Genomic DNA, 13,089 nt, shown 5'->3' on the forward strand with positions numbered 1-13,089 from the left:
CCCCACCCTTTTTTCACGGCGTGGAGTATGCAGGATGTTTATCGGTTTTGACTATGGCACGGCCAACTGTTCCGTCGCGGTGATGAATGCCGGTACGCCGCAGCTCGTGCCGCTGGAAAACGACTCGCCGTATTTATCCTCCCTGCTGTGCGCGCCGGTGCGCGAAGCCGTCAGCGAATGGCTGTGGCGTCACCATCAGGTGGAAGCCGGCGGTGAAAACGCGCTGTTGCTTCGTCGTTCCATCAACTATAACCACGATGAGGATATCCGCGTTCTGGCAGACAGCGTGAAGTTCGGGCAGTCGGCGTTGCAGCAATATATCGCCGATCCGGAAGAAACCTGGTTCGTGAAATCGCCCAAGTCCTTCCTTGGCGCCGTCGGTCTCCAGCCTCAGCAGATCGCGCTGTTTGAGGATCTGGTCTGCGCCATGATGCTGCATATTCGCAAGCAGGCCGAGCGACAGCTTGCTCAGCCCATCACCCAGGCCGTTATCGGTCGGCCGATTAATTTCCAGAGTATCGGCGGCGAGGAAGCCAACCAGCAGGCACAGGGCATTCTGGCGCGAGCCGCGGCGCGCGCCGGTTTCCAACGCGTCGCGTTTCAGTTCGAGCCGGTCGCCGCCGGTCTGGACTTTGAAGCGACGCTGGTTAAAGAAACCCGCGTACTGGTGGTGGATATCGGCGGCGGCACCACCGACTGCTCGATGCTGCTGATGGGGCCGGACTGGCATCATCAGCGCGAACGCCAGCAAAGCCTGTTGGGACACAGCGGCTGCCGGGTCGGCGGCAACGATCTGGATATCATTCTGGCTTTCAAACAGTTAATGCCGGTGCTGGGTATGAACGGCATGACGGAGAAAGGCATCACGCTGCCCAGTCAGCCATGGTGGAATGCGGTGGCGATTAACGATATCCCGGCGCAGAAAGCGTTCTACAGCACGGCGTGCCGAACGCTAATCAATGAAATGATACGCGACGCCCAACAGCCCGAAGCGGTAAAACGCCTGCTTACCGTCTGGCGCCAACGGTTGGGCTATCGTCTGGTGCAACTGGCGGAGGCATGCAAAATCACGCTGTCCGATGAAGCGCTCGCCGCGGCGGATCTGCACTTTGTCGAGCCCGGTTTGACGACCGCCGTCAGCCATAGCGAACTGAATGCCGCGATAGAACAGCCGCTGCTGCGTATTCAGCAACAAATCGAGCTGGCGCTGAAAACCAGCCAAACCCTGCCCGACGTCATCTATCTGACCGGCGGCAGCGCCCGCTCTCCGCTGTTGCGTCAGGCCATTGAGCGACTGTTGCCGGACATTCCTATCGCCGGCGGCAATGACTTCGGCTCCGTTACCGCCGGTCTGGCCCGCTGGGCGGATGTTTTATTCCGCGACTGATTCGCGCCAACGCCCTCCGCCCGGTTCCGCCGGGATGATTCACATCCGATCCCGGCGGGCCGCTGACGCACTAAAATAGTGCCTCCCGCCGCCTGTCGTGTTCCATTGCAAAGAGACCGCCGCCGCGCCCTCCCCTCCGACGCCGGTATCGGCTTGCCGACCGCAAGATTCACTGATGGCATCGATATTGCTTGGTATCGGAAGGCGACAAGCGGAATACCCTAATTCCTAATGCTGTTTTTCCGCAGCATCTATACTGACAACGAGTCGGCGCTGGCGTCACTCGCTGTCGCGACAGCTCACAGAACACAACGGAACCCCTGAATGAAAAAACAAACACTTGTCTCAATACTGTTGATTGGCGTGGCCTGCAATGCGGCCAATGCCGAGGATACCGGCGCCGCGCCGGCCGAGACGCTTAAAAAAATACAGCAAACCGGCATTATCGTCGTCGGACACCGCGAATCCTCCGTACCCTTTTCCTATTATGACAATAACCAGAAGGTGGTCGGCTATTCGCAGGAATACTCAAATGCGATCGTCGAGGCAGTGAAAAAGCAGTTGGGAATGCCCAACCTGACGGTAAAATTGCTGCCGATTACCTCACAGGCGCGAATTCCATTATTGCAAAACGGAACCATTGATTTTGAATGCGGCTCCACCACCAATAATGCGGAGCGCCAGCAACAGGTGGCCTTTTCCAACTCTATTTTTATCGTCGGGGGACGATTATTGGTCAAGAAAGGCGGCGGCATTAAAGACTTCGCGGATCTGGCGGGGAAACCGGTCGTCACCACCGCCGGCACCACCAACGAAATTCTGCTTAACCAGTTGAATGATAAAAATAATATGAAGATGCGCATCATCTCCGCCAAAGATCACAGCGATGCCTTCCGCACATTGGAAAGCGGGCGCGCGGTCGCATTCTACATGGACGATCCGCTACTGGCCGGCGAGCGCGCCAAGGCGAAGAAACCGGATCAGTGGGATATCGTCGGCACCCCGCAATCTCACGAAGCCTATGGCTGCATGCTGCGTAAGCACGATCCCGAGTTTAAGCGACTGATGGATAATATCATCGCCCAGGCGCAGACCAGCGGCGAAGCGGAAAAATGGTATCAGCGCTGGTTCACCCAACCGATTCCGCCCAAGAACATCAACATGAATTTTGCCATTTCCGACGATATGCAGGCGCTGTTTAAAGCGCCGAACGATCGTATTCTGTAACCGGCTTACAAGACAGGAAGCGCTTAGAGGACGTTGCCCGGCGTACCGGGCAACGTAATGGAGAGCGTTCAGGCTGAAGCGTATCAGCTCTGTTGGTTAAGGATCAGCTGGCCGTTTTTATCGACCGGGATCTGTGTTCCGGGATCGCGGTCCATACGAATTTTCCCCTGCTGGTCGCCGATTTTATAGGTGACGTCATAGCCCAGCACTTTTTGTGATTTGTCATATACCGTCTGGCAGCGTTGCTGCGTCGTGGTGTAAGTGTCGTTCTCCTGCATACTGCCCTGCACTTTATTCCCGGCATAGCCGCCCGCCAGCGCGCCCGCCACCGTCGCCACATCCTGACCGCGACCGCCGCCGATCTGATGGCCTAATACGCCGCCTGCCACCGCGCCCAGTACCGAACCCGCGATTTTATGCTCGTCCTGAACCGGACGACGCTGGGTGACATTAACGCTACGGCACTCCTGACGAGGCGTCTTGATCGTCTCTTTGATGGGTGTTGCCGTCAGCACCTGCGCAAACTGCGGTTTAGATGAAAAAACATCCATACTCGCCACCGTGGCCACGCCCAATGCCGCAGCCACGCCGATACCAACACCCGCTAACATTGATTTGTTCACAGGATACCTCCCGAATATATTGCTACGCATCGCGTCTGCCGCGATGATTCCGCAGGTTTATCTGAATGTGTCACTTCAGAATAGGCGACGTCCTACGTCGCCAATAAACAGTGGGAAGTCTGCACAATGATCGTGATTCCCGCAATAAGACTAATTAACCAAATATGTTATTTTCATAATGTAAAAACACAAATTGGGATTTTTCTTAACGAGAAGCTCTAATGAAACGATATTTTATTCTGAATGATGCAGAAACGGCCGTACGGAATCACATCGTCGCGCCATGAAATCGGATAACGGAAGACGGGGCAAGGTTCGGCTTCAGGCCGCCTTACCCCGGGGAGAGGCCGGTATCCCGGCGCGGCATTAATGTAGTTTAAGGCGGGGACGAATAACCCGGTTGATACCGCCGACCAACATCATCAGACCGGTTTTTATATAGCCGTGCAGCGCAATCTGGTGCATACGATACAGCGAAATATAAACAAAACGCGCAATGCGCCCTTCCACCATCACCGAGCCGCGCATCAGGTTGCCCATCAAGCTGCCGACCGTACTGAATTTGGATAATGAAACCAGCGAGCCGTGATCTTTATACACATACGGCTTCAAAGTCTGTCCGTTCAATAACGCCAGAATGTTGGCGTAGCAGCGTGACGCCATCTGGTGTGCGGCCTGCGCGCGCGGAGGAACAAAACCGCCGCCTTCCTGCGGGCAGGAAGCGCAATCGCCAATCGCGAAAATATTGGCATCGCGAGTGGTCTGCAACGTCGGCTCGACGACCAGTTGGTTAATGCGATTGGTTTCCAGACCGGCAATATCCTTCATGGCATCCGGCGCCTTAATCCCGGCCGCCCACACCATCAGATCGGCTTCAATGAACTCGCCGTCTTTGGTGTTCAAGCCGCCGGCTTCCGCGCTGGTGACCATTGTTTTGGTCAGGACTCTCACGCCGATATTCGTCAGTTCCTGATGCGCCGCGGCAGAAATGCGCGGCGGCAGCGCCGGCAGAATACGCTCGCCGGCTTCAACCAGCGTGACGTTCAACGTCTCGTTGTCCAGACCGTCAAAACCGTAGCTGTGCAGCTGTTTCACCGCATTATGCAGTTCCGCCGACAATTCGACTCCGGTGGCGCCGCCGCCGACGATGGCGATATTTACCCGCTCTTTTTCTTCCGTATTGGCGGTGAATTTCAGGAACAGGTTCAGCATTTCGTTATGGAAACGTCGCGCCTGTTTCGGGTTGTCCAGGAATATACAGTGGTCTTTGACCCCTGGCGTACCGAAATCATTGGAGGTGCTGCCAAGCGCGACGACCAGGATGTCATAAGCGACTTTGCGGGCCGCGACCAGCAGTTCGCCTGCCTCATCACGGATTTCGGCCAGTTGAATAGTCTGCTCCTCACGGTTGATATCCGTCAGCATACCCAACTGGAACTGAAAGTGATGGTTACGAGCATGAGCCAGATAGCTCAGCGCATCCATATCGTCATCCAGCGATCCGGTTGCCACTTCATGCAGCAGCGGCTTCCACAGATGGCTGTGATTTCGATCCACCAGCGTGATTTCCGCCTTTTTCTTACGACCCAGTTTGTGACCCAGACTGGTTGCCAGTTCAAGTCCACCGGCTCCCCCACCGACAATAACAATTTTTTTAATTGGTGATGTCAAAATGACCCCCCTGAATTGTGAACCGTTAGTTAATATAGGGTTAACTATAATATCCTTATATTACATAGGGTTCGCGTAAGTTAAACTCAATATCTGCGGCAAGAATATCATGCCAGGTCATTTGGTCATACCAAAATTGATATATATCAATTTATTTTCATACTCATGCTGAAAGCGTTAGAATTTTTCTTTTTATTTCAGAGGATTATGAGGATTTACTTGCCGACAAAAAGTGACGCCGTCACCGGCGATAATCTTGTCGCGACGACTAACGGAAGATGACGGTTTGACGGTCAGTCAGGCGATTTAAATGCCTTTATACGCTGTAAATGCGTCGAGATGCTTTTGAATTTATGCGTTTGTTCATCATCCCAAACAATCGGATAATAATTCCCCAGCAGCTGCGCGCTGCGCTGGCTATCCAGCATTTCATCCTCACGCGACAGCATCACCAGGCAGCGATCGCGATTCTTCTCGCGGAAATCGGCGACGCATTTCGTCGCGATGTCCAGATACTCTTCGGGCCGATCGATCTTACCGTGCATATTCTCATGCGGGAAAAGGTTGGGATTGAAAATCACCTGCCGGATAGCACACAGGAAACCAACCCGTTCGGCCCAAAAACCGCCCAGCCCGACGCCGCATATCAGCGGAGAGTCGTCATCGGCCTGCTGAATCATTTTATCGACCTGTTTCAACAGGTGTTGCATATCATGACGCGGATGCAGCGTGCTGTAGCTTAACAGCCGCACGTCATCATCAATGAACTCAAGCTGCAACACTTTTTCATGGTTGCCGGGACTGGTCGAATCAAAACCATGCAAGTAGATAATCATCTGAATCCTCACCACTATTTTGGCTACACCGCGCCGCGGGCGGTGTAGCGGAAGATCTTATTTCCTCTCGTCCTTGTATGCCTGCCAACGCTCGCTTAGCGCCGTAAGCGTCTGATTGGCCTGCTTCCAGCGCGACGAATCCAACAGTTGTCGACGGGAGAACGAACCCCGATGATATAGGCTGGTCAGTTGCTCCGCTTTGACCGGGGACAGATTATCCAAAACACTTACCGCGCCTTGCCGGTTGTTGCAAGCCAAAATCATGTCGCATCCGGCGTCCAGCGAGGCCTGCGCCCGCTCAGGATAGCTCCCCATCACCGCCGCGCCCTCCATCGACAGGTCATCGGAAAAGATGATGCCGTTAAAGCCCAATTCCTGACGCAATATCTGCTTTAACCAAAACGGCGATCCGCTGGCGGGACGCGGATCGGCGGCGGTATAGATCACATGGGCCGGCATAATCGCATCCAACTGCCGCTGTTGAATCAACGTCTTGAAAATCAGCATATCATGCGACCGGATTTCCTCCAGCGGGCGGGGATCCACCGGCGTCTCTTTATGGGAATCCGCGCTGACCGCGCCATGACCAGGAAAATGTTTACCCGTCGCTTTCATACCGGCGCTGTGCATGCCGCTGATAAAACTGTTCGCCACCGCCAACGCGGTTTCCGGCCGTTCATGAAACGAACGTTCGCCGATGGCGGCGCTGTTGTGGCCGATGTCCAGCACCGGCGCAAAACTGATATCAATATCCATCGAGATCATTTCCGCCGCCATCAACCAGCCGGCCTCCTGCGCCAGCCGGCAGGCTTCGCCTTCGGCGTTCAACGCGGCAAACGCCTGCGCGGCCGGCAACCGGGTAAACCCTTCGCGGAAGCGCTGCACCCGGCCGCCTTCCTGATCGACCGCCACCACCAAGCGCTCGCGCGATGCCGAACGAATCTGGCGCACCAGTTCGCGCAGCTGTTCCGCATCATGAAAATTGCGGGTAAACAGAATCAAACCGCCCACCAGCGGATGGGCTAATATTTCTCTATCTTCCGCATCCAGCTCATAGCTGGCGACATCTAACATTACCGGGCCCACGAAAACCTCATTCATTGTTTACGTCGTTGATACTTGTACGAGCGCGGCTACTCATTTAGCCCCAGCTGTCGACGCAGCGGCGCCAGCGCTCGCAGAAATTTGTCCTGTCTGGTTTGCCGCCAGCGTATTTCGTGCCACATCAACACCAGATAATCGACCCACGGCAACCAGCGTTCAGTCTGTCGTTGAAGGTCCGCGAGGGAAAAACCTGGACGCTGTTGGCGGTAGCGTTGTAAAAAACGCCGTTGCGTTGCGGCGTCCAGTTGATTGGCGCGCGCAATAAACGCCAATTCCAGCGCAATATCGCCGTCCGCCGCATACTCCCAGTCGATGAGCATGATTTTTTCACCCGTCAGCAACAGATTTTCCGCGTGAACATCCAGGTGCAACGGCGCAACGGCCAGCGGTTTCGGCGGCGCCTGCCGCTGGAAATGTTGGTGAAGCCGCAACAGCGCCGGTGAACGCCGGCCAGCGTCCATCCTTTGCCAATAAAGGGCGAACAGGGGCGGCAACGTTAACGGATAACCGCAGCGCGGCCGTTGATGAATAACGGCAAGATAACGCGCCAGCTCGCCGTTATTCAGCAATGCGGAAAACTCCGCCGCCGTGGCGACGCGCCCCGGCACCCACTCGACAATTAACCAGCCCTTCTCCCACAGTAGCGGACGAGGCGCTAATCCCGCCGCCGCCATCTGCCGCAACAGGTGAAACTCCCGCTGACGATCGACGCCGGACAGACGACCGGACGCCGACTGCGGTCGCGCCAGTCCATCGAATCCCGGCGCGCTTACTCGCCAGCTTTCACTGCTTAGTCCGCTAATGGGTTCAAAACGAAAACCGGCGGACTCTGCCGCCGGAAAACGTCTGCCAAGAACATCGGCAATCTGCTGTTTACTGCTGTACCGCACCGCTGCCCGACCAAACAATTTCCCCGGTCTGCACCAGCATCAGTTGCATATCCAGCACCGGTGATTTCACATCGCCGCTCACGTCGCTGTACAGCACATACTGCGCGCTAACATAGCGAGCCAGCCCAATCGCCTTACTGCGTGATCCCAGACTGTCGTCAACCGATAGCCCTAAGGTTTGTTTCGCGGTGGCGACCTGCTCCCGCGGCACCAGCGTAAAGGTCTGACTGGACGACAGCGCATTGTACAGCGCATTGGTGGCTTTCGCCGTCTGCAACGCGCCGTTGGTGTTATTTTTCACGCTGTCCAGCAGCAGAATACTGCCCTGCGTCACGCCGTCGGCTTTCAGCATCCGGGCGACCAGCGGCTCGATACTGGCGCCCCAATTCAACGTCTGAATTTTAGGCGGCGTCGGAACCTGTTCGCTCGGCGGCGGCGTCGACGGCGGTGGCGGCTCGACCGGTTCAATCGTCGCTGGCGGCTCCGTGGGTTCCGGCGGTCGGCTAGGACACCCCGTCAGCACCAGCGCAGCCAATATCACCCATAGATACTTTTTCATGTTTCTTCTTTACCCCCTGGCTCCCGGCATCCGTCGGCACGCCCATGTTCAACATGGTCGACGAATATTGGCCTGCCGAATTAGACGCGATCTGAAAGTAATGGCCCTAATACCTGACCGCCGAGCAAATGCATGTGAATATGGTAAACCTCTTGCCCGCCGTGTCGGTTGCAGTTGATGATCAGACGATAACCGTCGTCCGCAATCCCTTCCTGCCGCGCGATTTTCCCGGCCACCGTAATCATCCGTCCCAATGCGGCTTCATGCTCGGCCGTCGTATCGTTAACCGTAGGGATCAAGACATTGGGTACGATCAGAACATGCGTCGGCGTACGCGGCGCGATATCACGAAAAGCGGTGACCAGTTCATCCTGATACAGGATGTCGGCAGGAATTTCCCGGCGGATAATTTTACTAAAAATAGTCTCTTCAGCCATGATTGATTTCCTTTTAAAACAGACTCGGATGAGATTGTACAGGCAGTATGAGTGAGATATTCCGTTTCTTTCAACCTTCTTCGACGATTTCTGTGGCAAATGGATATTTCGCCAGCGACGCCATAAAAAAGGCTCATGAAAGTCATGAACCTTTTTACATACACACTTCGCCGACTCATCGCCCTTAGACGATCGGTATTGGCCGCTTATTTATCGCGATAATATTTACCCAGCGAGTCTGCAATCTTCATGGCGTCATAGACATCGTTCGCCGTGACTTTTTTTACCATGTTGGTCATCGTATCGCCTTCTGCGCAGGCGACTTCAGCAACGGCGCGCCAATCTTTTTCTTTCCACTGCGTCAGACCAAAATCTTCCAGGCACAGCGGCAGTTTGGCGAGTTTGATAATCTGGATGACTTCTTCCAGCTCCGCTTGCGGCGCATTTTCCAGCACCAACTGCGTTAAAAGACCGAAAACCACTTTTTCGCCGTGCTGCGCCCTATGCAGTTCCGGCACCACGGACATGCCGTTGTTCACCGCATGAGCCGCCGCCAAACCGCCGGACTCCGCGCCCACGCCGCTGTTGTAAATAGTGGCCTCCAGGCAGGCTTCAAAAGCGGGCGAGCTGACTTTATTTTCCACGCAAATCATCGCCTGCTCGACGTTGGCTTTCAGTTGCTCGAAGCACAGTTTGGCGATGGCCATACCGGTTATCGAAGGTTTTCTTAAAATCAGATTCAGACCGTCAGCGGCGTAGCAGGCGCGGGCTTCAAAATAGGTGGCTAACGCATCGCCGATGCCCGCGGAGAAAAAACGCGCCGGCGCTTTCACCAAAACGTTTGGATCGGCTAAGACGGTATCCGGATTTTCCGGCAGGAACAGGTACTTATCAAATTCGCCGTTTTCTTTGTAGAGAACAGACAGGGCGGTACAGGGAGCGTCGGTGGACGCAATGGTTGGAACAATGACGACAGGTTTTTTATGTTGGTAGGCAACGGCTTTCGCCGCATCCAATGTTTTCCCGCCGCCGATGCCGACGATGACGTCGCAACCGTTTTTTTCTCTTATTGCACACAGGCGATCGACTTCTTTTTGCGTGCATTCGCCCGCGAATTTCTCTATAACGCCGGCGACATCATTTTTTTGCAGGTTAAATTTAGTGGTTGAATTGACCGTCTCCAGAAAAAAAACGTCGCAAATAATAAGGGCCTGATGACCAAAGTCTTTAATATATGCGCTGGGGTCCAACAGCAGATCTTTTGCGATGATGAATTTTTTCGGTGAAGATATTGAGCGATGACTAGACATAAATAATTCCCTTTTTTGTAAAAAATTTTTAAAAAAACTATAGATATTTGAATCCGGTTGAATCAAATGGAAGCTCTCCCCGAATTGATCTGGATCAACCCAGGCGAAAACTTAAGTATTATTGATATGAATAGCTGAATGCATATAGCATCATGAAAGGGAATGATCCTGGAACGAGCCGCATTTTCGTTCAACTATCGCGCTATAGCGACGATACAGACAGTTCATCGAGCGCCTGAGAGGGAATTTTTTCTGCCGGCCGCCATCGAATAACATTAAATAACCTAATAAATCAATCAGGCTTTTCTTCGGTTAAGGCGGAAAATGGCGCGTCTGGAACGGTGAGCGTTGCTGCCGGGTATTCACGCGGCGGCGGGCAGGGAATGATCGCAGAGAAATCAAGGTGGGTGTTCGGCATATCCATTAAAAAAAATGCCGGACACCTTAAGTGACCGGCATTAGCCGTGTTGAATCTCCCCAACTAACTAATTAGCTATTACGGATGAAATCGTCCATATCGGTCTTCAGGTTGTCGGACTTGGTGCCGAAAATGGCCTGAACGCCTGAACCCGCAACAACGACGCCGGCAGCACCCAACTGTTTCAAACCAGCCTGATCGACTTTTGACACATCGGCTACGCTCACACGCAAACGGGTAATACAGGCATCCAGATTGGTGATGTTATCTTTACCGCCGAAGGCGTTAACCAGCGCGCCAGCCATTTCAGAACCGCCTGTCACTACCTGCTCGGCGGAGGTATCTTCGCGACCGGGGGTTTTCAGGTTCAGTTTGACGATCAACAAACGGAAAATCGCATAGTAGACAAGTGCATAACCCAGACCGACGATCGGGAAATACCACAGATTATGACCGTTGCCGCTCAACACGATAAAGTCAATCAGACCGTGAGAGAAGCTGGTGCCGTCGCGCATATCCAGCAGGATACAGATCGGGAACGCCAGACCGGCCAGAATCGCATGGATCACATACAGAATCGGCGCAACGAACAGGAACGAGAATTCGATAGGTTCGGTGATACCGGTCAGGAATGCCGTCAGCGCCGCGGAGATCATGATCCCGCCCACTTTGGCGCGATTTTCCGGTTTGGCTGAGTGCCAGATAGCAATAGCCGCGGCAGGCAAGCCATACATTTTGAACAGGAAGCCGCCGGACAATTTACCCGCGGTCGGGTCGCCCGCCATGTAACGCGGGATATCGCCGTGGAACACCTGACCGGCCGCGTTGGTATATTCGCCGATTTGCATCTGGAAAGGCACGTTCCAGATATGGTGCAGACCGAACGGCACCAGGGAACGTTCAACCAGGCCATACAGACCAAACGCCACCACCGGGTTCTGATACGCGCCCCATTGAGAGAACGTCTGGATAGCGCGACCAATCGGCGGCCAGACGAATGACAGGACAACGCCCAGGAAAATCGCCGCCAGACCGGAAATGATCGGAACGAAACGCTTGCCGGCAAAGAAGCCAAGATATTCAGGCAGTTTAATACGGTAGAAACGATTAAACATGTACGCTGCGACCGAGCCCGCGATAATGCCGCCTAACACCCCGGTATCAGCAAGGTGCTGAGCCTGAATCTCTTGCGCAGGTAAATGCAGAACCAGCGGCGCGACCACCGCCATGGTTTTCACCATAATGCCGTACGCCACAACGGCAGCCAGAGCAGACACGCCATCATTGTTGGTGAAGCCCAACGCCACGCCGATAGCAAAAATCAACGGCATGTTGGCGAAAACAGACCCGCCGGCCTCCGCCATAACATGAGAAACAATGGCTGGCAGCCAACTAAAATTTGCCGACCCGACGCCCAGCAGAATACCTGCGATAGGCAATACGGATACCGGCAGCATTAGCGACTTACCTACTTTTTGCAGGTTTGCGAATGCATTCTTGAACATAATTGAGTGTGCTCCTGAGTAATGGTGCTTTTACTTCTGATGCTTATATGTACATAAAGGTGGGGAGGATACCCTTTACAAGTGAGGGGTGTCATAGCCCCCTTTTAATTTTTACGCAGAGTAAAATAAATAGCGTGATCAATGTTTGACAGCTATCACGTTTCAACAATCCAACAAGTGAAAACAGGTCACAATTTAAGCGCATACATAACGCTTTACTAAAAAACGCACAATCCTGGCGACGTAAAAGCCAGTCAGATTGTGCATTCGTCTCGATTAATTACACGGTCCAAAAAAACTCGGCTATTCTCAACCACTATCGCGCAGTGGTCAACCTTGCGGGATCAATGTGAAACAGCTGGCAGAAATTCGCGGTAGTGGCTTGCGCCAGTTTTTCCAACTCAACGCCTTTCAATATGGCTAAATACTCCGCCACGTCACGTACGTTGGCGGGCTGATTTTCCTGCCCGCGGAAAGGCACGGGCGCCAGCCAGGGTGAGTCGGTTTCAACCAGCATGCGATCCAACGGCACGTAGCGCGCGACATCACGCAATTCCTCCGCATTACGGAAGGTGACGATACCGGAAAATGAAATATAGAATCCCATATCCAACAGGGTTCTGGCGGTGGCTAAATCTTCGGTAAAACAATGCAGGACGCCGCCGCACCGCTCTACCTGCTCTTCCTTTAAAATAGCCAGCGTGTCGGCGCGCGCAGACCGGGTATGGACAATCACCGGTTTGTTCAACTGGTTGCCGATGCGGATATGTTCACGAAAAGACGCCTGCTGTTGCGCTTTCGTCTCTGCCTGATAGTGATAATCCAGCCCCGTCTCTCCCAGCGCCACAACCTGGCTGGACGCCGCAAGCTGACGTAACTCGGCGTAATCATAGGGCTCATCCTGATTTAACGGATGAACGCCGCACGAAAAAGCGACATTGTCCCGCTCGCCGATCAGATCGGTCATGGCGCGGAAACCCGGCAACGTCGTCGCCACCGCCAAAATGAAGCCGACGTCGCGACGTCTGGCTTTATCCACTACATCAGACACATCTTTATGTAGGGACTGGTAATCCAGTCCGTCAAGATGACAGTGAGAATCAACTAACAACATGATATTTA

Annotated in this window: 12 protein-coding genes; 2 read left to right on the forward strand and 10 right to left on the reverse strand. The window is 54.0% G+C overall.

Annotated features, from left to right (window positions below; genetic code table 11):
* Positions 1-34 precede the first annotated feature (34 nt).
* Positions 35-1,387 carry a molecular chaperone gene (yegD, locus tag ABRZ26_RS04840; RefSeq protein WP_319603131.1) on the forward strand — a complete coding sequence of 451 codons (1,353 nt, stop codon included), beginning with the start codon at positions 35-37 and terminating at the stop codon, positions 1,385-1,387.
* A 324-nt stretch (positions 1,388-1,711) separates the two neighbouring features.
* Positions 1,712-2,614 carry a glutamate/aspartate ABC transporter substrate-binding protein gene (locus ABRZ26_RS04845; protein WP_319603132.1) on the forward strand — a complete coding sequence of 301 codons (903 nt, stop codon included), beginning with the start codon at positions 1,712-1,714 and terminating at the stop codon, positions 2,612-2,614.
* Positions 2,615-2,697: 83 nt separating this feature from the next.
* Here ABRZ26_RS04845 and ABRZ26_RS04850 read toward each other — a convergent pair whose 3' ends face one another.
* The 10 genes from ABRZ26_RS04850 to ABRZ26_RS04895 form a co-directional block, all read right to left on the reverse strand.
* The gene (locus ABRZ26_RS04850) at positions 2,698-3,237 is read right to left on the reverse strand and encodes a glycine zipper 2TM domain-containing protein (protein ID WP_319603133.1); all 540 of its coding nucleotides are present in this window, start codon (positions 3,235-3,237) and stop codon (positions 2,698-2,700) included.
* Between the two features lie 366 nt (positions 3,238-3,603).
* Positions 3,604-4,908, reverse strand: coding sequence for an NAD(P)/FAD-dependent oxidoreductase (locus ABRZ26_RS04855; protein ID WP_319603134.1), 1,305 nt, complete (start codon positions 4,906-4,908; stop codon positions 3,604-3,606).
* Between the two features lie 293 nt (positions 4,909-5,201).
* The gene (ycfP, locus tag ABRZ26_RS04860; protein ID WP_319603135.1) at positions 5,202-5,744 is read right to left on the reverse strand and encodes an alpha/beta hydrolase YcfP; all 543 of its coding nucleotides are present in this window, start codon (positions 5,742-5,744) and stop codon (positions 5,202-5,204) included.
* A gap of 57 nt (positions 5,745-5,801) precedes the next feature.
* A complete protein-coding gene (gene nagZ, locus ABRZ26_RS04865; protein WP_319603136.1) occupies positions 5,802-6,830 on the reverse strand; it encodes a beta-N-acetylhexosaminidase in 1,029 nt (342 codons plus the stop codon).
* Positions 6,831-6,877: 47 nt separating this feature from the next.
* On the reverse strand, positions 6,878-7,738 hold the full coding sequence (thiK, locus tag ABRZ26_RS04870) for a thiamine kinase (RefSeq protein WP_319603137.1): 861 nt from the start codon (positions 7,736-7,738) through the stop codon (positions 6,878-6,880).
* Positions 7,722-8,297 (reverse strand): penicillin-binding protein activator LpoB, encoded by a 576-nt coding sequence (lpoB, locus tag ABRZ26_RS04875; RefSeq protein WP_319603138.1) that lies wholly within the window; start codon positions 8,295-8,297, stop codon positions 7,722-7,724. The genes thiK and lpoB overlap by 17 nt, the downstream gene beginning before the upstream one ends.
* Before the next feature lie 80 nt (positions 8,298-8,377).
* A complete protein-coding gene (gene hinT, locus ABRZ26_RS04880; protein WP_319603139.1) occupies positions 8,378-8,734 on the reverse strand; it encodes a purine nucleoside phosphoramidase in 357 nt (118 codons plus the stop codon).
* 206 nt (positions 8,735-8,940) lie between these two features.
* Positions 8,941-10,044 carry a glycerol dehydrogenase gene (locus tag ABRZ26_RS04885; RefSeq protein WP_319603140.1) on the reverse strand — a complete coding sequence of 368 codons (1,104 nt, stop codon included), beginning with the start codon at positions 10,042-10,044 and terminating at the stop codon, positions 8,941-8,943.
* A 489-nt stretch (positions 10,045-10,533) separates the two neighbouring features.
* Positions 10,534-11,967, reverse strand: a complete 1,434-nt coding sequence (gene ptsG, locus ABRZ26_RS04890) for a PTS glucose transporter subunit IIBC (protein ID WP_319603141.1) — start codon at positions 11,965-11,967, stop codon at positions 10,534-10,536.
* Positions 11,968-12,283: 316 nt separating this feature from the next.
* Positions 12,284-13,081: a metal-dependent hydrolase gene (locus ABRZ26_RS04895; protein WP_319603142.1), complete on the reverse strand. Its 798-nt coding sequence runs from the start codon at positions 13,079-13,081 to the stop codon at positions 12,284-12,286.
* Positions 13,082-13,089: the final 8 nt, after the last annotated feature.

Origin of the sequence: Brenneria sp. L4-2C (assembly GCF_040240335.1) — a bacterium.
Classification (GTDB): domain Bacteria; phylum Pseudomonadota; class Gammaproteobacteria; order Enterobacterales; family Enterobacteriaceae; genus Brenneria.

Bases quoted from the DNA above. Each gene is read 5' to 3' on its own strand.
- ABRZ26_RS04885 (WP_319603140.1), bottom strand. From the start codon at position 10,044: ATGTCTAGTCATCGCTCAATATCTTCACCGAAAAAATTCATCATCGCA.
- ptsG (WP_319603141.1), bottom strand. From the start codon at position 11,967: ATGTTCAAGAATGCATTCGCAAACCTGCAAAAAGTAGGTAAGTCGCTA.
- ycfP (WP_319603135.1), bottom strand. From the start codon at position 5,744: ATGATTATCTACTTGCATGGTTTTGATTCGACCAGTCCCGGCAACCAT.
- yegD (WP_319603131.1), top strand. From the start codon at position 35: ATGTTTATCGGTTTTGACTATGGCACGGCCAACTGTTCCGTCGCGGTG.
- lpoB (WP_319603138.1), bottom strand. From the start codon at position 8,297: ATGAAAAAGTATCTATGGGTGATATTGGCTGCGCTGGTGCTGACGGGG.
- ABRZ26_RS04895 (WP_319603142.1), bottom strand. From the start codon at position 13,081: ATGTTGTTAGTTGATTCTCACTGTCATCTTGACGGACTGGATTACCAG.
- hinT (WP_319603139.1), bottom strand. From the start codon at position 8,734: ATGGCTGAAGAGACTATTTTTAGTAAAATTATCCGCCGGGAAATTCCT.
- ABRZ26_RS04845 (WP_319603132.1), top strand. From the start codon at position 1,712: ATGAAAAAACAAACACTTGTCTCAATACTGTTGATTGGCGTGGCCTGC.